Below are 19,390 nucleotides of genomic sequence, written 5' to 3'. Positions count from 1 at the left end.
GCGAACAGACTGGCGTCGCCGGTCAACGAATCCAACAGCAAACGTTGGTAGGCATCGGGCATCGAAATTCCGCCAGGCGCTTGGCGGAAACTGAAGTCCAACGTGCTGGTTCGTGTTTTCATTTCCGAATCAGGCACCTTGGTCTCAAAGTGCAATTGAATTCCTTCTGCCGGTTGCACCTGAATCACCAACCGATTGCCCAGTGGCGAGCGTGTTTTTTCGCCAAACAAGATGTGAGGCACATTTTTGAACTGGATCACGATTTGAGTGGTGCGACAAGACATTCCCTTACCGCTTCGCAAGTAGAACGGCACCCCCTTCCAACGCCAATTGTCGCAGTACAGTTTCAGCGCCGCAAAGGTCTCGGTTTGACTGTGCTCGGGGACCCCTTCTTCTTGCAAATACCCTTTGTATTGTCCGCGGACGGTATTCATCGCGAAATCGCCACCGCTCATCCGGCGAACACTGTGTAGCACCTTGACCTTTTCGTCACGCACAAGTGCCGCGTCGTATCGCGCGGGCGGTTCCATCGCGGTGATCATCATCAATTGCAAGATGTGATTTTGGAACATGTCACGCAGAATGCCTGACGTGTCATAGTATCCCGCGCGACGTCCGATCACGACTTCTTCGGCAACCGTAATTTGAATATTGTCAACAAAGTTGCGATTCCAAATCGGTTCAAAAATGCTGTTGGCGAATCGCAGAGCAAAGATGTTTTGGACGGTTTCTTTGCCTAGGTAATGATCGATACGATAGATTTGGTCTTCGCGAAAAACGGTGTGAATCGAACGATTCAATTTTTGCGCCGTTTTCAAGTCGGTCCCGAACGGCTTTTCGATGATCACGCGGCGGAACCCCTCGCTGTCATCCGCCAACCCCGCTGCACCGAGTTGTTTAATCGCTTCCTCATACAACTGAGGCATTGTCGATAGATAATAGACGCGGCCGGTGTGAGCTTCGGTTTCGATCGAACTGAGAAACTGGCCGAGCTTTTTGAAGTCGTCGGACTCTTTGATATCGCCAGCTTGATAGAAGATGTTTTCGCTGAACCGATTCCAGGTCTCAGCATCAAACGATTTGCCGGCAAACTTTTCCGTCGTCGCACAGAGAGAATCACGCCACTCTTCGTGCTCGAAATGACTTCGCGACACCCCAACGATCCGAGATCCCTCGGGCAGGCGATCCTTCTTGAACATCAGGTAGAGCGCCGGAATCAGTTTTCGGCTGGTCAAGTCGCCTGAAGCGCCAAAAATTACGATCGTGTGAGCCATGCTTCGTTTTCCCCTGCGGTGTCCGTGCTTGCGGTGCTCAAAGGTTCATGCGTCAAACAACGAAAGGTTGACGTGACAGGCACAGCTTAAGGGACGCGGGGCGCTTCAGGAAGATCAGGCCGCACAACCGGTCTTTAGGCGGCTCGACGCAGTGGCGACAGCGCGGCTTTGATTTCCGCCGCGGTGGTCTCGGCAGGCTGCTTCGCTGCGGAGGCGATTTGCAGCGTTTGCTGGATCGGCAGATCGTTGTCGGCAATCACTTGGCAACCGAGACGGTGATCCAAGTTCAACAAGATCGGAGCCCGCAGGTTCGTGGTGACTTTGCCTTCGCGCCCCGAGACAGTCGTCATCACATAGATTTCCGAGCCGCTGCGAAGATGCAAGCTGCCAAGTTCACGGCGGGAAATGTGCACACGGTATTCTGGAAAAAATGCTCGCGGGCTGACCAGCGGAATGGCCCGATCGCCTCGCGAAGCACTCTGTAGCCATGCCACGGAAGCACTTTCCGGGTCAGGTAGCAGCGCCCATTGGCGAAGCGTTTCCATTCCAATCAAACCTTGAGGGAAAAGAAACAACTCGTCCGCGTTGATCTGCAACGTGCCAAAACGATTCGTATCGATTCTCATGTCGTTTCTTTCCCGATTTCCAGATGGTCTTATTGACAGAAAGGTCGGTCGAAGACCTGCCAATCTCTTTATCGGCTGGCCCCTCGGTAAAATGAAACAATTCGGAAAAATCGTTACAAGTAGTTCAAAACGGTCAATTGTGAAGTCTGTCCAATGATTCGCATCGATGCTTCCAATGACAATTGCCGCTGGCTCAAATCGCTGATCACGGTCGCCAAATCGGCGTCAACTTCGTTCGAGAGTTGCTCAGTAAGCTGGATCACGTTGGTTTCGGCCGACGCCTTCATATCTTGCAGATTCCGTGTCCAGACTCCGATCTTGCCTCGCGTCCGACTCGCGCGGTCCAAATCCTCGTCCAACCGGACCTGCAGCCGTTCGATTTCAGCGACATCGTTGTCACGGATGGCAGTTTCGAGTCGTAACAGCGTATCAAGAGCCCCGCCGGCATCCCGCGGCATGTAGTCGACCCCCGCAATCTGGTTGACGCTGCCTACCGTTTCTCCAAACGCTTCGATTTCGCCTTCGGGGATTAACCCCAGCCGCGTTCCCGCGTTGCTCAATTGCGGTTGCCGGATCGACATCGGATTGGCTCCGGGCGGCGCCTGTAACTCGATCCCATTTCCGACTGTATTGAGCCCCACCAGGACGCGGGCGGTATCTTGATTGTTGGGGTGATTGCGAATCAGCTTAATGACATCATCGATGGTCTCGGCTCCCTCAAGATCCAAGCTCAGCTGGACGCCATCGGGACGCGTGATCACCAAATCTTCGCTTTGCGCATTGAGCACGACGCCACGACCACGGCCGAGTTCGTCAAGCGTCGTGATTTCGGTGGCCGAGCGAATTCCCAAGGCTCGGGCGGCATTGCTGCCGTTTTCGCCCACCGAATAATCCACGCCACTTCGCAGCGCACGCAATTGAATACTGCCCTCGGTTTGGTTCAATTCGGCATGCACATCAGCACCGCTACGGTTGATCGCAATCAACACGTCGCCCACCGTCTCGGCGTCGCTTAGATCGATCGAAAAATTCTTGCTTCCCTGCTTAATGGTGATGCCGCCACTCAAATCCACCCCGGCGCCAAACGCCAAATCCTCGATCAGTGTTTCGGCGGTCAAACGCGGCGTCAAACGGTCTCCGATTAGCGGCGGTGCCTTCAGCCCACCTGGGTTGGAGATCGCCAGATCGCTGGCCAACGTGCTGCCCTTGGTGTCTTGGATCGCCAACGTGCCGGGCAAATCGTCTGCGTATTTGATCTGGATCGAATCGTTGCTGATCGTCACGCTCAGCGGACGTCCTTCGAGTTCGACCTTGGACAAAACGTCCACGACATCGCCGATCGTTGACGCGTTGCTGAGGTCCACGTCTACGGTGCTGTCGCCACCGGACAATTGAATCGCGCCTGGGGCGACCCCGGCACCGCCACGCATATCGACCAAACGTGTGTCGTAATCGAGCGCCGCACCAAGCGGTTCCCCCGTGAGAAAAACGCCGTTGGTGCCGAGCGAATCGGAGGCGGTGGCGTTGATCTCGGACAGGTCGCCCCCGCCTAGCATCGTCTTGCCGACCGCGTCGCGGCCGGAATAAACGATTTCGTTCTCGGCATAGCTGTAGGCATTCCCGCCGTTCAAAATCCCCCCCAGCAGTTGCTGGTCGCGAAACATCGCGTTGCCTGCGGTGAACACACTGTTGATCGTTTCACGAATCGTTAGCGCCAACGCTTCGCGTTCGTCGTCGGAATTGACCGTTTCGACCCCTTGGACCGCCGTCGCTCGGGCGGTAATCAATGCGTTGTCGATTTGCGACAATGCGGAATCGGCCGAATCGTAATAGCCGATGGTGGAATTTGCGTTACGCACCAACTGATTGCCGCGGTCGATCGTGCGGTTCAGCCCGAGTGCCCGGTTGGCCGCCGCCGGATTGTCCGAAATTTTTAAGACACTGCGTCCCGACGACAATTGGTCATACTGACGCTGCAACGCCAACTGATCCGCGTTTAGCTGGAACATCAACCGCTGGTTCATCAGCGGAGTGCTCGTTCGATTCGCCGAGACGGGAAGAATGGCCATGATGTGCTAAATTGCCGCGTCGATCGCTCGCCGCTTCCGCGTAAAATAAAATCGGTAACTTCACTCGTTATCGTCCTTATTCGGAACTCCTTCTAAATTGCCGCCACTCAATCCGTTGCGATCCCTGTAATCCGACTAATCGTTACCGTCACAATGCCCAACAATTGTTAAATTCACGCTAATCCCCCCAATGTGACACGGTCTTCTCGGTGTGACACCATCCGTTCTGCTATTACTTCTTTTTTCTGCGTTTGAAAAAAATGATTCTGATCGGCACCATGAACCTGACGCGGACACGTGATCGCGGCAATTTTTATTGCCCCACGTGCCGCACGCCGCAGCCATTTCGATTGCGAGCAAGACGACCGTTTTTAACGCTCTACTTCGTTCCGACCGTGCCGATCGGGGCTGCGGAGGAATTTGTTCAGTGCGATAGCTGCCGCAGCACGTGGGATACCAGCGTGTTGAACATGGATCGGCAAACGCACGAAGCGACGATCGAGTCTCAGTTTCGTGATCAAGCGATCCGCTCGGCGGTTTTGGTGGTGCTTGCCGATGGCGAAATTAGCGAAAACGAGATCGACGCTCTGCAAACGATCGCCAATGACCTCTTGGAGCGGCCGATGGATCGTGAAGAACTTGGGCGTTTGTGCAGCATTGCAATGGAAAACAAGGTGCTGGCAAAGAATTATGTTTTGACGATTTCGCGAGGTTGGAACCAGGACCAACGGATGCGGGCGTTACAGGCGATGTTTCTCGCGGCGTCCGCCGAGGGGACGCTGCGACCCCAACAAATTGAGATTCTGTCGGACATGCGCGAGATCCTCGAGTTGACCGACATGGAATACGAGGCGGCGATCGAAGAAGCCCTGCAGTGGCAGACCTGACTCAGGGCGGTTTGCACACACGGGTGTGGGGGGCTGAATCGGTAAACGTCGCCCAATGTAGGATGCGATGGCGTTACTGTCAGCGGAACGGCGATTTCACTGCCCGCACCGGCGTTTGAGGGCGTCGACACCGTCCCGCAGCCATCCTCCCATCTTGGCGAACGCTCAGGGATCCCTAAAATCGTCGGTGCACGATGTGAAGGAAGCAGTCCTTCTCAGCTCCCCAACCTCTCCTTGAACCTGACGAAATCACTCCATGCCCAGCAAACATTCATTGGATATCAAACGCGTTGCCATCTTGTTTGCGGGGGGTCCCGCTCCGGCAGCCAATGCAGTGATTTCGACCGCCGCCTTTTCGTTTCTCGAAGAAGGCGCCCAGGTATTCGGAATCAAACATGGTTACAGCCGATTGGCGGAATACACCGCTGCGGGGCCGTTGCAAGAGGGATCCGACTACATCCGTTTTTCGCACGATTCGCTGACCAATGCACGCAGCAGCCGTGGGATTATGATCGGTACCGCCCGTACGAACCCCGGCAAGCACGTCAATTCGCCAGCCCATTTGAAGGACCCTGAACTGGTTGCTCCGCTGCGACGAGTTTACGAAGGACTTTGCTCGTTGGAAGTCGACGCGTTGATTTCGATCGGCGGTGATGACACGCTCAAGACAGCGAACAAACTGAAGATGTTCCAGGACAACCTGCCTGCGGATGCTCGTCGTTTCCCGATCGTGCATTTGCCCAAAACGATCGACAACGATTACTCGGGAATCGATTTTACGTTTGGGTTCTTCACCGCCGTGGAGACTTTGGCCGAAGAAATTCGCAACTTGAACTTTGACGCCGCCGCCGGCCGATCTTACTTTCTTTGCGAAGCCATGGGACGCAGCGCCGGGTGGCTCGCCTATGGTGCCGCGATCGCAGGCGAAGCCAGTATGGTGCTCAGCGTCGAAGACATTTGTGGCGCGTTGGCCGATGAAGAAATCGTCAACCACGAGACCGGCGAGTCGCGGAAAGTAATGGCACTGGACCGTGTGGTCGATCGCATGGTCGACATGATGCTGGCTCGTGAACGCGAAGGTCGTCAATACGGCACGATCGTGATCGCCGAAGGGATGGCCGAATACCTACCTACCAAATACCTCGAAGGCGTCAGCCGCGACGATCATGGACACATCAATATCTCGTCAATCAATCTATCGACGATGATGTCCAAATTGGTCAGCGAGCGTTACAACGAAAGAACGGGAAAAACTCGCAAGGTCAACGGATTGCAACTCGGTTACGAAGCCCGCTGCGCCCCGCCACAAGCCTATGACGTCATGCTCGGCTCGCAATTGGGTGTCGGTGCCTATCGGGCGCTCGTCGAAGAAAAACTTAATGGCGTGATGGTCTCGGTTTCAGGCCAATTCGATTTGCACTTCGTCCCCTTCAGCACATTGGTGGACCCGGAAACGCTGGTCACCAAAGTGCGATTTATTGAGCAAAATAGCGATTTCCATCGCTTGGCACGTTTCTTGGAAACCTGTATCGATAACTAATCGGGCTCGGCAACCAAGCCGTTGCTCACCGTCCGCGGGCGGCGAATAAAATCGTCGAATTGGGCGAACGTGGTCCCCTTTGCCGCCTCGCTCGCTAGGCCATTCCGCAGCGGCGACCGAAACTCAACACGATTTTTCGCTTCAATCGATCGGCCCCCTCAAAAAGCCAGCCTCCCCCGAGGTTGGCTTTTTTTGTGTCCCTGATTTGCTTCCATGGGGGGGGAATCATAGGAAAACTGGATCCTCAGGGCGAACCAAACGGATCGTTGCAGCGGGAAAGGGGGTACCGGAAGTCGGCAAATTCATCGTTTCCGCTAGAAACTTCTGTTTCGCGGAGGGGTTAAAAGCATCAGCTGAGTTCGACACGGTTGCCTGCATAACCGGTGTGCCCGCCACAAAACCTCCATTCTGGGCGACTCATCGAAGGCTTCGTGCGAGGAATTCAGCAACTCGTGATTAAGATAACCGGGTGGCGCTTTGGCAGAGTGTCGCCCGCAGCCAATATCGCCCGCTTTGCATCACAGTGGCTTCCTCTTCCACGGAATCGTTTTTTCGAGCATGAAATACTCGCTCCTTTTCCTCACCGTCGCGTTTGCTGTCTCGGTCACGCCCCGCGTATCGGCTCAGCAGCCCCATTCGCCTAGCTCCACCCCCGATGGGCAACAGGTGCAAACGCAATCCGCCCCCACCGACGTTCGCGATTCAGCGACCGATTCGCAATCGGATTCGGGAAACGATGCTCCCCCAAACCTTGACGCCGCGACGCCCCCCACCGCGTCGGCGGTGGCGTCACCCCAACCCGGCAACGCCGAGTCCAAGGACAGCGGCAAAAGCAATCCCGCTAAGAATGAGCCTGCGATGGCTCAAGAAAAATTCGTGTTCAATTTCTCGGGGGCAAGCTGGAAGGACGTATTGGAATGGTTTTCCGAGCAAGCCGACCTGTCGCTTCAAATTGATCGTTTCCCCAACGGTTCGGTCTACTACGTCGACCCAAGTCGTTCGTATAATGCTGCCGAGAGCTTGGATATCTTAAATCGCTTGTTGCTCGATCGCGGTTACGCGTTGGTCCGCCGCGGACGGATGCTGTTGCTGATTGATTTGGAAGTCGAAAATGCCGCTAACTTGATCAGCGAAGTGGCCGAACTGGTCACGCTGGACGAACTGGATGACCGCAGCCGCAGCGACATCGTCAGCTGTGTCTTTCCGTTGGGCAGTTTAACGCCCGATGCGGCGCGACAAGAAATCGCACAGCTCGTCGGTCCTTGGGGACGCACGATCGTGTTGGACAGCGCACGGCAAGTCAAAGTCACCGAGACGGTAGGCAAATTGCTTGCCATCCGCCAATTGCTCGAACATGCACGCCAAGCCGATTCGAATATCGTTGAAATTGTGCTCCAGCATCGCGGCAGCGACGAGATGCTCGAAATTGCTCGCCCCTTGATCGGACTCGATCCAGGCCAAAACGCCAACGATGAAATTCGCATCTCATTGGGTCTGTATGGCGAACGTATTTATGCGACCGGCTTGCCAGGCAAAGTCGCGCTGCTGGAAAGCATTATCAGCAAGGCTGACAAACCACTTGCCGCAGCCGACCCAAACGCTCAAACCGAAGTCGCGCTACCGGTCTTCGAAACTCACTCGGTCAAGACCGCCGATTCGGCCACCGTGTTTGATGTGCTGCAAACTCTATTGGCGGGAACCCCGGACGCACGCATTGCGATCGATCCCAAGACCAACGCGATCGTGGCATTTGCACGTCCGGAAACGCAAGCGATGATTGCGGCCACGATTGCGAAGCTCGAAGGTAACGGACAAGACTTCAAAGTCATCAATCTGCGTCGTCTCGATCCCGCCCAAGCATTGTTGACGATCAACAAATTTTTTGGCGTCACGGCCGAAGGAGGCAGCGGTCCGATCGTCGATGGTGACCCGCTAACAGGGCGTTTGTGGATTCGTGGCACAAGCGAGGAAATCGCCATGATCGAACGATTGATCGGCGAACTCGAAGGCGAAGACGTGCTCGGGTCGATGAGCGAAAAAGTACGTGTTTTGCCCTACACCGGCCAAGCAGCCGAAGATGCACTTCGCCAAGTCCAAAGCATTTGGTCGACGCTAGGCCGCAAAAACGACATTCGCACGATCCGCACTTCGGGTGCGTCTTCCTCGGGCAACGAGATGCCCGAACGACGGGTGCACCCGGAAAAACCGGCCAGCAGCAACCAGCCTAGCTTTGAATCGGCCCCCTCGGACGACCGCCTGCCCCGATTGCCGATCGACAGTCGCACCGGAGTCCAATCCCGTCACGCGTCCGACTACCAACTTGTCACTGCTCCCATCGCTGACGACGAGGCCAGCACTCGGGAAAGCCAGATTTCAACCTCCAGTGCAGTCACCTCTAATGCTGCAGCGACCGACAGCCGCTCGACCGCGGCGGACAGCTCGTCCCCCGAAGTTCGCTTTCAATACCAAGGATCCGACATCGTGATCCAGTTCTCGCCTGCGGGAATGATCGTTGCATCGGAGGACACCGAAGCCCTCGACGCCTTCGAAGCTTTGATGCAATCGTTTTCTTCGTCGACCAGTGCCCAGTCCGAATTGCCAACGATTTTTTGGCTCAAGTACGCTAAAGCCGATACCACGGCGGAATTAATCGCCAGCATTTTGGGCGGCGGCGATAGCGGCATGTCAGCAATTGCGGATCCCCTTGGTGGTTTGGGCGGCGGAATGATGGGGCTGCTCGGTATGGGCGGCGGCGGAGGTGGCGGTGACGAATCATCCGCCAAATCGATCCTGACGAGCACCGGGTCGGTCAGCATCGTTCCCGACGCGCGTTTGAATGCGTTGATCGTGCAAGCCAATGCGATTGATCTCGAAACCATCGAAATCATTCTGCGAAAACTTGATATCCAAGAGAGTCCCGAAGACGTCGAAGTCGTTGCCAAACCGGCCTTGATTCCTGTCATCTACCAAGATGCCAAGAGTGTCGCCGAAGTGGTCAAGAGCGTGTTTGCGGACAAAATGAAATCGGCGACCGACTCGAGCCGCGGTGGTGGTGGCGGACAACCCAATCCGCAAGACATTATTGCAGCACTTCGTGGCGGAGGCCGCGGGGGACGTGGAGGCAGTGGCGGTACTGCCACCCAAAGCGAACCAGCAAAAATTACCGTTTCAGTAGATGAACGCAGCAATTCACTGATCGTGACCGCAACGCCCCAAGATTTCAACCAAGTGCGTGAATTGGTACTCGCGTTGGATGAGGGTGGCATGCAGACCGAAGAACGCGTCGAAGTGGTGACCCTCAAAGGTGACATCAAAGCCGATATCGTCAAACAAGCACTTGAATCGATACTCGGAGCCAGCGTGAAAACAGCGAGCTCGACCGCCGATTCGAAAACCAGCAGCACATCATCGACCTCCTCGACCAACGGAAGTACGACCACCCCCAGCTCGGACGACATCCAACGTCGAATTGAAATGTTCCGCGCGATGCGGGGCGGCGGCGATACCGGAGGCGGTCGTACCGGCGGATTTGGTGGCGGGAATGGCGGCGGCCGAACCGGCGGCGGCGGCGGCGGCGGACGTACATCCGGCGGTGGTGGTGGTCGCGGTCGTTAATCGCCTCCCAAATCTCACCAACTCGATCGCGGATTGTGAAATGAATTCTTCCGCGAATTGCGTTACACTTGAAAGAGTCGCTGACCGCCCCCCACTGAGCGACGACTGCATCGCGGCATCCCCTTACGCCGCTTGACCCCGTACATTGCTAGAAAGATCGAAAAGATGATCATGCATGCTGGTGAAATCCTGAAACGACGCGGATTACTCACCCCTGAACAACTCGAACAAAGCCGGCAAAGCGACTCACCAAGCGTCGTTCAAGCCGCGATCGAGTTGGGATACATTGCCGAGCGTGACGCACTCGGTGCCTTGGCCGAAGAAGTCGGACTCGATTACGTCGATCTCCGCGAAACCGACGTCGACCTAAAGGCGCTCGAAGGTTTTCCGCAAAAACTGATCTACCGCCAATCGCTGTTCCCGATTGGATTCGAGGATGGTTCGATCGTCGTGGCGACGTCCGATCCGCTCGACCTGTATCCGCTTGACGAAGCGAGTGCAGCGACCGGCAAAAACATTATTCCGGTGGTAGCCGAACGTGCTGAAATCGCACGCTTGGTCAAACAGCATCTTGGCGTCGGTAGCGAAACGGTCGAAGGCCTGATGGCGGCGGTCGATGACGACGACGTCGAATTGCTCGATGCGTTTGAATCCGACGGCAGCGAATTGAGCGAAATGGCGCAGGAAGCGTCGGTCGTTCGATTGGTCAACGAAATCCTGCTGGAAGCGATCGAAACGCGAGCGAGCGATATTCACATCGAAAGCCAATCCGATGGGATCCAAATCCGTTATCGCATCGACGGCATCCTGCATCCTCAACCCGCTCCACCAGAGATCAATCGATTCCAAGCGGCGATCATTAGCCGACTGAAAATCATGGCTCGGATGAACATTGCCGAGAAACGATTGCCGCAAGACGGACGGATCAAATTGCGGGTGCACGGCCGCGAAGTCGATATCCGGCTCAGCGTGATTCCGATGATCCATGGCGAAGGTCTGGTCATGCGTGTGTTGGACAAGTCATCGATGGTGTTCAACCTCGAAGGCTTGGGGATGAACCCGCAAATCTACGAAACGTTTAGCAAGATCATCGAGTATCCTCACGGCATCGTGCTGGTCACCGGCCCGACCGGCTCGGGTAAAACGACGACGCTGTACAGCAGTTTGCTGCAGATCCGCAGCCCCGAAACCAAGATCATTACGACCGAAGACCCGGTCGAGTATCAGCTTGATGGCATCAACCAGATTCAAGTCCATCCCAAGATCGGATTGACATTTGCTGCTTCGCTTCGCAGTATCCTGCGTCATGACCCCGACGTCGTGCTGGTGGGGGAAATTCGTGACCTCGAGACCGCTGAAAATGCAATCCAAGCATCGCTAACGGGTCACTTGGTATTCAGTACGCTGCACACCAATGATGCCGCTGGAGCGTTCACCCGGATGGGCGACATGGGCGTCGAGCCGTTCTTGGTCGCAGGGACTGTCGAAGCCGTGATGGCTCAGCGACTAGTGCGTCGTCTGTGCAAACACTGCAAAAAACCGATGACCGATGCGAAGTCCGAAGTGCCAAGCGACTTCCCCTGGGATCGCGCCGGCGACGCGGTGCTGTATCGCAGCGTCGGTTGCCGCGAATGTCGCCACGTTGGCTACTCCGGACGGATGGGGATTTACGAATTACTTGTGACCTCCGATACCATTCGTCAACTCGCCCAAGACCGCGCCAGCAGCTGGGACATCCGCAAAGAAGCGGTGAAAAACGGCATGCGGACGCTGCGAATGGACGCCTGGGACAAAGTCATCGCGGGACAAACCAGTGTCGATGAAGTGCTGCGTGTTACCAAGGGCGAAGCAATCGCCTAAGCAGGCATGGAAAAATAGGCAGTTAGCATCGTGCAGGCCCGATTTTTTGCAGGCCCGATTTTCAGCAGGCCCGATTCCAAGTCAGCCCGGTTCTTAGCGACCACATCCCATTCCGAACTCCCACTTTCAAACTTCTAGATCGCCCGCCCCAATGCCAACCTTTGCTTACACCGCCCGCGACTCGAGCGGCAAACAGGTCAACGGAACCATCGAAGCGGGTACAGAGCGTGAAGTCACCTCGATGCTGTCCGAGCGGTCTTTGTTTCCGGTCAAAGTCAGCGACGTTGCCAAAAGCAAATCCCCTTCACTGGGCAGTTTGTTCAATCGTCGCCAAAAGGTGAACGGACAAACGATGGCGGTCTTCTACAGTCAACTTGCCTCGCTGCTGCGAAGTGGCGTGCCGATGATTCGCTCGCTAAACGTTCTCGGCTCGCAAACCTCTAACGCGGTTCTGAAAGAGGTCTTGCACGACGTTCGCGAACGGGTCGAGGAAGGCGAAACGCTGGGCCAAACGATGGCTCGCTATCCAGGTGTCTTTAGTGACATGGGAACCAACATGGTGCGGGCCGGCGCCGAGGGTGGATTTCTCGAAGATGCACTCGATCGCGTCGGCACGTTCACCGAACTACAGGAAGACCTCAAAGGCCGCACGGTCAGCGCGATGGCCTATCCCGTCTTCCTGTTTTCTGTTGGCAGCGTGGTGATTGTCGCATTGCTGGTTTTCTTCGTTCCCAAGTTTGACATGCTGTTTGATCGGCTGCGTCGCAAAGGCGAAATGCCGTGGGCCACCGAAGCGCTGTTAAGCTTCAGCCAATTCCTACAGCAATGGGGCTGGTTATTCTTGCTCGCGATGGTGGTTGTTTTGATCTTGCTCAAAATCAAACTCGACAGCGAATCGGGCCAGGAGTGGGCTGACCGTATCAAATTAAAAATCCCTGTGCTCGGCGATATCCTGATGAATCTCGCCGTCGCTCGGTTCTGCCGCGTGCTCGGAACGCTGCTTGGTAACGGGGTTCCGATCCTGAGGTCACTCGAAATTAGCCGCAGTGCAACCGGCAACCGATTGCTCAGCAAATCGATTGCCAATGCGACCGAGAACATCCGTAGTGGGGAAAGTTTGGCGTCGCCGCTGCGGGCGTCTGGCTACATGCCCGTTAGCGTGACCGAAATGATCAGCGTCGGCGAAGAAAGCAACTCGTTGGACCGCGTGCTGCCCGAGATCGCCGATTCACTCGAAAAGCGAACATTTCGCCGACTCGATTTGTTCGTCCGCTTGCTCGAACCGCTGATGTTGCTAATCATGGCTGTGTTGGTGCTTGCCGTCGTCATGGCACTACTGGTTCCCGTTTTGAAGAGTAGCACCACGCTATAACCTACCTGTGATTCCCCCCGCCTGTTGCCTGGCGATGCCCCGACACACTGCGGCATCGCCACGTCAACACTCGCCCCGCTTGGTTTTACGATGCAAACAATCGCTTGCCGATACGTTTTTTTGGCCTTCACCCTGCTTGCCATACCCCTGCTTGCCATACCTTCATTTGCAGCGGAACCGGGACCTGCGAAGCCGTCCGCACTGAAGACGGACGCCTTTGAATCGATTGACGATTTGGTTAACGAAGCGATCGAGCAAAATAAACTTCCGGGTGCCGTGGTCACCATCGGCTATCAAGGCAATCTCGTCTTCCAGCGGGCCTATGGCTATCGCCAGATCGAACCCACGCCGGTACCGATGACAGTCGACACGGTGTTTGACCTTGCCTCGTTGACCAAACCGATTGCGACTGCCACCAGCGTGATGACGCTTATCGATAAAGGACAAATCGATTTGGAGGACACGGTCTCGCAGCATTTGCCCGAGTTTGGCAATCATGGCAAAGAGGGGATCACAATCAAGCAGTTGTTGCTGCACACCAGCGGGCTGACACCTGACAATGCGATTTCTGATTACACCGAATCGCCCGAGTCCGCGATACAGAATGTAATGAATTTGGGACTGAATTATCCGACAGGTTCAAAGTTTCGCTATTCCGATGTGGGCTTCATTGTGCTCGGAGAAATCGTTCGTCGCAAAACCGGAATGGAGCTGAATGCCTATTCGCAACAAGCCATCTTTGCGCCGCTGGGGATGAAAGAAACAAGCTACAAACCGGCGACGCCACTACAGCAGCGTGCCGCCACGACGCAGCAACGAAACGGACACTGGATGCAAGGCGAGGTTCACGACCCACGAGCCTATGCGCTCGGTGGTGTCGCCGGACATGCGGGGCTGTTCAGCACCGCGGCGGATCTGGCCGTTTACGCAACCGCGATGTGCAACCGCGGAAGCCTTGATGACACCACGATCGTATCGAAAAAAACCTTTGATGCGATGACCGCTGCCTACGTCGTTCCCGGCGATGCCTTGCGTGGTCTCGGCTGGGACAAGCAATCCGGGTACTCATCCAATCGGGGCAAAACGATGACAGCCACCGCGTTTGGCCACGGCGGATTCACCGGCACCGCGATGTGGATCGACCCTGAACTGAAACTCTTTGTGATCTTCTTAAGCAATCGAGTTCACCCCAATGGCAAAGGCAGCGTCAACGCGCTCGCGGGGGAAATCGGCACGATCGCTGCCGACGCCGTAACGCAGTAAGCCACTGGCATACTGCCTCGGCAGTTTCTGATCGCCAAGCAGCGAAATGCCATGGACTCGATCAACACCCGCAGCAGCAAACGCTTAGGTTGCTAAGCAGGTCACCTTCCCTAAGCGAAGCTAAGGAAAGGTCATGTTGCGGATGATGACGGTCGATAGGCCTATCCCACAGATGCACTATTCCGCAACAACTCGGATGGCGGCAGTCGCAATCGTTTCATGAACGACGCTGGTAGGATGAATGATGTCCCAGTAAAGATAGGTTTCGCCTTCAGCCGGAGAGATCAATCCAGCCTGGATGTCGGCAAGGGCTGCGTCGGTGGTATTCGTAAGGCCAAATAGCCTTGGAAAGATCGTTCCCAGGAAAGTCAAAGTGTAGGTGTCGAGACGATGGATGGTAATACCAAGTTCGGACTCAAGCGATTTGAGTCGTCGGCTCATCTTGCGATTAACTTGTCCTGCGAACATGTTCAGTATAAAGCCTTCAAATGTTCCGCCGACCGCGGGGGTTAATCCAACCGGGGAAAGCGACGGAATCAAAAACTCATCGGCGCCTGATGCGGCTAATGCCCGTACGTGTTGCTCAATATTGTTGACAATGGAGGCGGGCGCATTGTAGGTAAACAAATCGTTGGATCCGGCCCAAAGAATGGTCAGCTGGTTGGGATCAGACACGCCTACCGAGGAAAGGTAAGCTTCGACTTGTTCTCCGACCGTGGGAATCATGGTTCCCGGAGGGACTTCGAAGATGCCTTCGGGCGGTGCCTTATAGCCGAACCCGGTACTCGATCCGCCAATGGCAAAGTTGAGCAATTGCGAGTCAGAAAGCCCCCATTGTTGCTGCAGAAAATCGATCCAGATCGGGCCGTTGGAAAATCGACCTTCGAAGTAAATATCCGCTGGGGGGATTCCGGTCGCGGCAAAGCTATTTCCGGTATCGCTGAGGCTGTCGCCAAAAACGACCACTCGGCTGTACTGGGCTTGGACGTTGCTGGCTGCCAATACCACAAATACGGCAATGGCGGTGAATGCAAAGCGAGTCATTCGATACATTTCAGATTCCTGAGAAAGGGCGGAGGAACCCCCACAGCCGGGGGCGTGATAGGAATCCGCAATGTAGGTCGAGGGGGGGCCGTTTGGCTATGCAGCCGAGCGGTTTTTTGATGCATATTTAATGGCTGGATTCGTCCTAGGAGGATTAGGTAAAAAGTGTGGGGCGGATATTCCACGGATAGCAATCAGTTGCGTCAATCTTGATGTGTTTCAAACGCATGTGAAGCGAGGCCTTATCAGCTGCTTTTCCACATCGATCATGGGATTGCCCGCTAACAGCTTGTCGTTGTCAACGCTTAAAGTCAGACCGTTAAAATCGATTTCGGGCAGCAGTCACCGTCCAGTTTTCCGAAAATTAGATTGCGGAATCCTTTCAGCTACCGTTTCGTTATCATGCAGAGGCAGGACCCCGCCGTTTCGGGTGCATTCGGTTGTCTGCGTAAAAATCCGTGCGAGTAAGAAGATACAACCACCACAGCGATGTCGCTAAAAGCCCCCTCCGGCATTCGTCAAAGCTGAAGCTGTTACCAGGCATGATGCGTATCCCACAGTTGACACGGCTACTGGGGCAGGAATCGGCTTTCGATACAGGCCATCAATTGCTTTAGGTGGGGCTCGGCGACTTGGTAGTAGACGCGGCGTCCCGCTCGCTCGCTGGTGAAGAAGCCGCACCGCTGCATCAGCCGTAGATGCTCCGATGCGACGTTGTCAGGGATCTGGCAATCGGCAGCGAGTTCGCCAACGGTGTAGCGTCCCGTCAACAACAGTTGGATCATCCGCAATCGCACCGGATGGGCAATCGTCTTCAAACACTCTGCGGCCTCCGCAAACGCCGTGCTGCCGCTAACCGTCGGCCGCACCTCCGGCTTTAGCGATGCACGGTCAACCGATTTCGCGGACGTCGATACTGCTTTCTTTTTTGCCATAGAGGATCTCCAAACACTAACCTATCGCGAGCTCACGAGGTGTCAATCGAAACCGCAGGATTTGTGTGCAAACCATCATGGGCAGGGAACCGGCGGCGGTGGATCGCCCTGTTTGGGGTGATTCCTGGTCGATATCCAGCCTTTTTCGGGCCCGAAGGCGTTAAACCCTCGTGTTTTTGCGGGGCGGCCAGCGCAGGCTTCTTTCGCTACAATGAAGCTGCTCGCTACGATGGCGGTGCCCCTCTCAGCACTGATTGCATTGTTTCACCGTCTGGTTCATCTCCGCCTCGAGAAAGAAATGCATTTTTACGCTTCCACGTTTTACGCTTCCACGTTCCGTGTGATTTTGACCATCGTGCTGGTCACCGCTGCGATCACCCACTGGGATGCGGCGGCCATCGCTCAGGAAATGGCGGATGCTCCGCAGGATGCCGTGGAAACGGAGACATCGGACGCCCCTGATCGCAATGATTCTGCGGAGCTTGAAGATCCGCAAATCCAAAAATGGATCGAGAACCTGGGGGCCGATTCCTTCGCGATGCGAGAGCGAGCAGCGAGCCATTTGATGCAGCGAGGAATCGATATCTTGCCGGCATTGCGTCTTGCGTCCGCCAATGCGACCGACCCCGAAGTCCGACTTCGCACCGAACAATTGGTTCGCCAATTAACCGAGGGCGATCTGCAAATACGTATCGATGCCTTCTTGGCCGGTGATGAAGTCGAATTTGATGGATGGCGTGAAACCCAAGACTTTATGGGGGATTCACCGAGTGTTCGTGAAATGTTTGTCGAACTGATGCTCGAACACCCCGATATCACCAAGTCGCTGGCGGGGTCGCCTCGTGAACGCTTCATGGCGATGACCGCAGCGATGGGGCGCGTCCAAAACAAAATGTTCGTTCAACTCGAAGTCCCCAGCCGTGCTGATGTGATCGCATTGCTATTGCCGGCAAACGACCCCAACGTGCCCTTCAAACAAGACTTTGAAAGCTTGATGATTTCATTGTTGCGAAAAGAAGCTGCCAATCGTCTTCATCGCGACATCCAACTGGGCGGCCCCACCGACGCACTCGTTAGCGGATGGCTCAATCGCAGCAGTCTGAACAATCGGGCCGAGATCCTGTTCTTTGCGATGAGCTGGGATTTACAACGCGCACTTCCGCTGGCACGACGAACGTTGGCCGAAGCGACCTCGGTCGAAACGATTGCAATGGCACTGCAAACGATCTCACGTTTTGGCGACAAAGCCGACACGGCGTTGGTGGTCAATTTGCTCGATGACACGCGTGTCGTCAGCGAACGCGGGTATGCTCGCGGTGAAAAACTGACGACTCAATTAGGCGATGTCGCGATGGCGACAATCGCTTTGATTCACGACGTCTCGCTTACGGACGTTGGATTCACGCGTGCGGAACGCCATCCGACGTTCAGTTTTCTGCTTGACGACTTGGGGTTTCCCGACAAGACCGCCGACGACGACGTGTCGCGTGAACAGGCCCGGGAACGAGTCAACGGGCTGATCCAAAAACACTTGAAAAACCAAGAGTCGAGCGACCGCAGCTAGTCGTCCCGCAAAGGTTGCAGGCAATCATCTGCAACGTCGATGCCTCGAGCAAGGCAACTTCGTGGGCCGCTGAGCCCCGCGAAACCCGGTTGCGATCCATTCTCTAACCGCAGTCGGATTACCGATCGCCAAACATCGACCAAGCTAGGGCAGCGGCGATATGTCTGAATTCCAGCAAACGACGCCTAGACGATCAACGGCGAGGAAGTAGACTGAAACCACGGTTTTTATGCATTCGCTGAGTCAACCGACTTGCTGCCGAATGGCTAGAAAACGCCGTGTTTTAGGAATCAATTGGGAACCGTGAACCACCACGAGACATTCCCAAACGCCCCCACACCACGCCGATTGATAACGGCCGCCCATTCCGCTGTCGCTACAACTCATCCAACCCGCACAACCGGAGCGGAACTATGCCAGCCATGTCCTCACGCAATTGGACTTTACGCGAAATCACCGATGTGTTTTGCAACCATTGGAAAATGATCAGCACCTTGGTCGTGTTGTCGATGATCGGACTTGCTGCCGTCCTGTTTCAATATCCGGATACCTATGAATCCGAAGCCAAGTTGTTTGTACGGCTTGGTCGCGAGAACGTCGGACTGGACTCCACCGCGTCGACCGGGCAAACCGTCAGCCTGAATGCGAGCCGAGAAGCCGACATCAATTCGCTGATCGAACATTTGGAAAGCCGATCGATCATCGAAAAAGTGTTCGAGAAGCTCTCACACGACGAGACATTTGCAACGCCCCGAGAGCGTGAAATTGCGATCTCGAGCCTGGCGAAAAAGGTGACCATTTCGTCGCCACGATCCTCGTACGTGATCCGCGTTTCCTGCACAGGGGAATCCCCCGAACGGGCGCAACAGACCCTCGATGCAATCTTAGCCACCTTTCGCGATGAGCACATGCGAGTGACGCGGAGCAGCGGATCGTTTGATTTCTTTGATGTACAAACGCAATCGCTTCAACAGCAACTCGAAAAAGCGAACCTCGAACTACGGGACCTCAAAAGTAGCTACAAACTGGCATCGTACGAAGGACGACGCCGCGGACTCGAAGAAGAACTTGCCCGCGTCGATCGCGACGTTGCCGAGTCGCGTACTAACCTCGCTTCATCGGAAGCGAAAATGTTAGCGCTGCGTGATAAGCTGTCACAACTGCCCCAATCTTTGGTTCGCCAAATGGTCGGCGGCCAACCGAATGATGGATTGGCGGCGATGCGTGAGCAGCTCTTCCAGCTCGAAGCGAAAGAAAAGGACCTGCTCGCTCGCAAAACTAACGATCATCCCGAAGTCGCAGCGGTCCATCACCAATTGGAAACGCTGCGTAGCGTGTTTG

At 55.4% G+C, this 19,390-nt stretch carries 13 protein-coding genes; 8 read left to right on the top strand and 5 right to left on the bottom strand.

Going from position 1 to position 19,390, the window contains the following annotated elements:
* From zwf to ABX962_RS08605, 3 genes are all read right to left on the bottom strand, one after another.
* The coding region (gene zwf / locus ABX962_RS08615) for a glucose-6-phosphate dehydrogenase (protein ID WP_372718485.1) at positions 1-1,274 on the bottom strand (1,274 nt) is incomplete at its 3' end.
* A gap of 134 nt (positions 1,275-1,408) precedes the next feature.
* Positions 1,409-1,900 (bottom strand): flagellar assembly protein FliW, encoded by a 492-nt coding sequence (gene fliW, locus ABX962_RS08610; protein WP_372718483.1) that lies wholly within the window; start codon positions 1,898-1,900, stop codon positions 1,409-1,411.
* 113 nt (positions 1,901-2,013) lie between these two features.
* On the bottom strand, positions 2,014-3,969 hold the full coding sequence (locus ABX962_RS08605) for a flagellin hook IN motif-containing protein (RefSeq protein WP_372718481.1): 1,956 nt from the start codon (positions 3,967-3,969) through the stop codon (positions 2,014-2,016).
* A 260-nt stretch (positions 3,970-4,229) separates the two neighbouring features.
* Here ABX962_RS08605 and ABX962_RS08600 point away from each other — a divergent pair, with 260 nt between their 5' ends.
* The 6 genes from ABX962_RS08600 to ABX962_RS08575 all read left to right on the top strand — a co-directional run bounded on the left by ABX962_RS08600 (position 4,230) and on the right by ABX962_RS08575 (position 14,506).
* Complete coding sequence (locus ABX962_RS08600) at positions 4,230-4,856, top strand: TerB family tellurite resistance protein (protein ID WP_372718479.1); 627 nt, start codon at positions 4,230-4,232, stop codon at positions 4,854-4,856.
* A gap of 256 nt (positions 4,857-5,112) precedes the next feature.
* Positions 5,113-6,396 (top strand): 6-phosphofructokinase, encoded by a 1,284-nt coding sequence (locus ABX962_RS08595; protein ID WP_372718477.1) that lies wholly within the window; start codon positions 5,113-5,115, stop codon positions 6,394-6,396.
* A gap of 558 nt (positions 6,397-6,954) precedes the next feature.
* Positions 6,955-10,011 carry a secretin N-terminal domain-containing protein gene (locus tag ABX962_RS08590; protein WP_372718475.1) on the top strand — a complete coding sequence of 1,019 codons (3,057 nt, stop codon included), beginning with the start codon at positions 6,955-6,957 and terminating at the stop codon, positions 10,009-10,011.
* A gap of 165 nt (positions 10,012-10,176) precedes the next feature.
* Positions 10,177-11,871, top strand: coding sequence for a GspE/PulE family protein (locus ABX962_RS08585; protein WP_372718473.1), 1,695 nt, complete (start codon positions 10,177-10,179; stop codon positions 11,869-11,871).
* Positions 11,872-12,022: 151 nt separating this feature from the next.
* Positions 12,023-13,243 (top strand): type II secretion system F family protein, encoded by a 1,221-nt coding sequence (locus tag ABX962_RS08580; RefSeq protein WP_372718471.1) that lies wholly within the window; start codon positions 12,023-12,025, stop codon positions 13,241-13,243.
* A 90-nt stretch (positions 13,244-13,333) separates the two neighbouring features.
* Positions 13,334-14,506, top strand: coding sequence for a serine hydrolase domain-containing protein (locus ABX962_RS08575; protein ID WP_372718469.1), 1,173 nt, complete (start codon positions 13,334-13,336; stop codon positions 14,504-14,506).
* 177 nt (positions 14,507-14,683) lie between these two features.
* On the opposite strand, the gene ABX962_RS08570 is transcribed toward ABX962_RS08575, so the two are convergent.
* Positions 14,684-15,559: an SGNH/GDSL hydrolase family protein gene (locus ABX962_RS08570; protein ID WP_372718467.1), complete on the bottom strand. Its 876-nt coding sequence runs from the start codon at positions 15,557-15,559 to the stop codon at positions 14,684-14,686.
* A gap of 560 nt (positions 15,560-16,119) precedes the next feature.
* On the bottom strand, positions 16,120-16,485 hold the full coding sequence (locus ABX962_RS08565; RefSeq protein ID WP_372718465.1) for an ArsR/SmtB family transcription factor: 366 nt from the start codon (positions 16,483-16,485) through the stop codon (positions 16,120-16,122).
* 211 nt (positions 16,486-16,696) lie between these two features.
* Between ABX962_RS08565 and ABX962_RS08560 the strand changes: the two genes are divergently transcribed.
* Positions 16,697-18,049 carry a hypothetical protein gene (locus ABX962_RS08560; protein ID WP_372718463.1) on the top strand — a complete coding sequence of 451 codons (1,353 nt, stop codon included), beginning with the start codon at positions 16,697-16,699 and terminating at the stop codon, positions 18,047-18,049.
* A gap of 413 nt (positions 18,050-18,462) precedes the next feature.
* Positions 18,463-19,390, top strand: a 928-nt coding sequence (locus tag ABX962_RS08555; protein WP_372718462.1) for a GumC family protein, incomplete at its 3' end; no start/stop codon positions are given.

The organism is Novipirellula sp., assembly GCF_041583735.1.
In the GTDB taxonomy this organism is placed as follows: Bacteria; Planctomycetota; Planctomycetia; order Pirellulales; family Pirellulaceae; genus Novipirellula.
The sequence above is the reverse complement of the archived record's forward strand: the minus strand, read 5'-3'. Positions and strand labels throughout refer to the sequence as shown.

What these genes read in the sequence shown, in the direction of transcription:
- ABX962_RS08600 (WP_372718479.1), top strand. Translation starts at nt 4,230, where the DNA reads ATGATTCTGATCGGCACCATGAACCTGACGCGGACACGTGATCGCGGC.
- ABX962_RS08575 (WP_372718469.1), top strand. Translation starts at nt 13,334, where the DNA reads ATGCAAACAATCGCTTGCCGATACGTTTTTTTGGCCTTCACCCTGCTT.
- ABX962_RS08585 (WP_372718473.1), top strand. Translation starts at nt 10,177, where the DNA reads ATGATCATGCATGCTGGTGAAATCCTGAAACGACGCGGATTACTCACC.
- ABX962_RS08580 (WP_372718471.1), top strand. Translation starts at nt 12,023, where the DNA reads ATGCCAACCTTTGCTTACACCGCCCGCGACTCGAGCGGCAAACAGGTC.
- ABX962_RS08560 (WP_372718463.1), top strand. Translation starts at nt 16,697, where the DNA reads ATGAAGCTGCTCGCTACGATGGCGGTGCCCCTCTCAGCACTGATTGCA.
- ABX962_RS08565 (WP_372718465.1), bottom strand. Translation starts at nt 16,485, where the DNA reads ATGGCAAAAAAGAAAGCAGTATCGACGTCCGCGAAATCGGTTGACCGT.
- ABX962_RS08605 (WP_372718481.1), bottom strand. Translation starts at nt 3,969, where the DNA reads ATGGCCATTCTTCCCGTCTCGGCGAATCGAACGAGCACTCCGCTGATG.
- ABX962_RS08570 (WP_372718467.1), bottom strand. Translation starts at nt 15,559, where the DNA reads ATGTATCGAATGACTCGCTTTGCATTCACCGCCATTGCCGTATTTGTG.
- ABX962_RS08590 (WP_372718475.1), top strand. Translation starts at nt 6,955, where the DNA reads ATGAAATACTCGCTCCTTTTCCTCACCGTCGCGTTTGCTGTCTCGGTC.
- fliW (WP_372718483.1), bottom strand. Translation starts at nt 1,900, where the DNA reads ATGAGAATCGATACGAATCGTTTTGGCACGTTGCAGATCAACGCGGAC.
- ABX962_RS08595 (WP_372718477.1), top strand. Translation starts at nt 5,113, where the DNA reads ATGCCCAGCAAACATTCATTGGATATCAAACGCGTTGCCATCTTGTTT.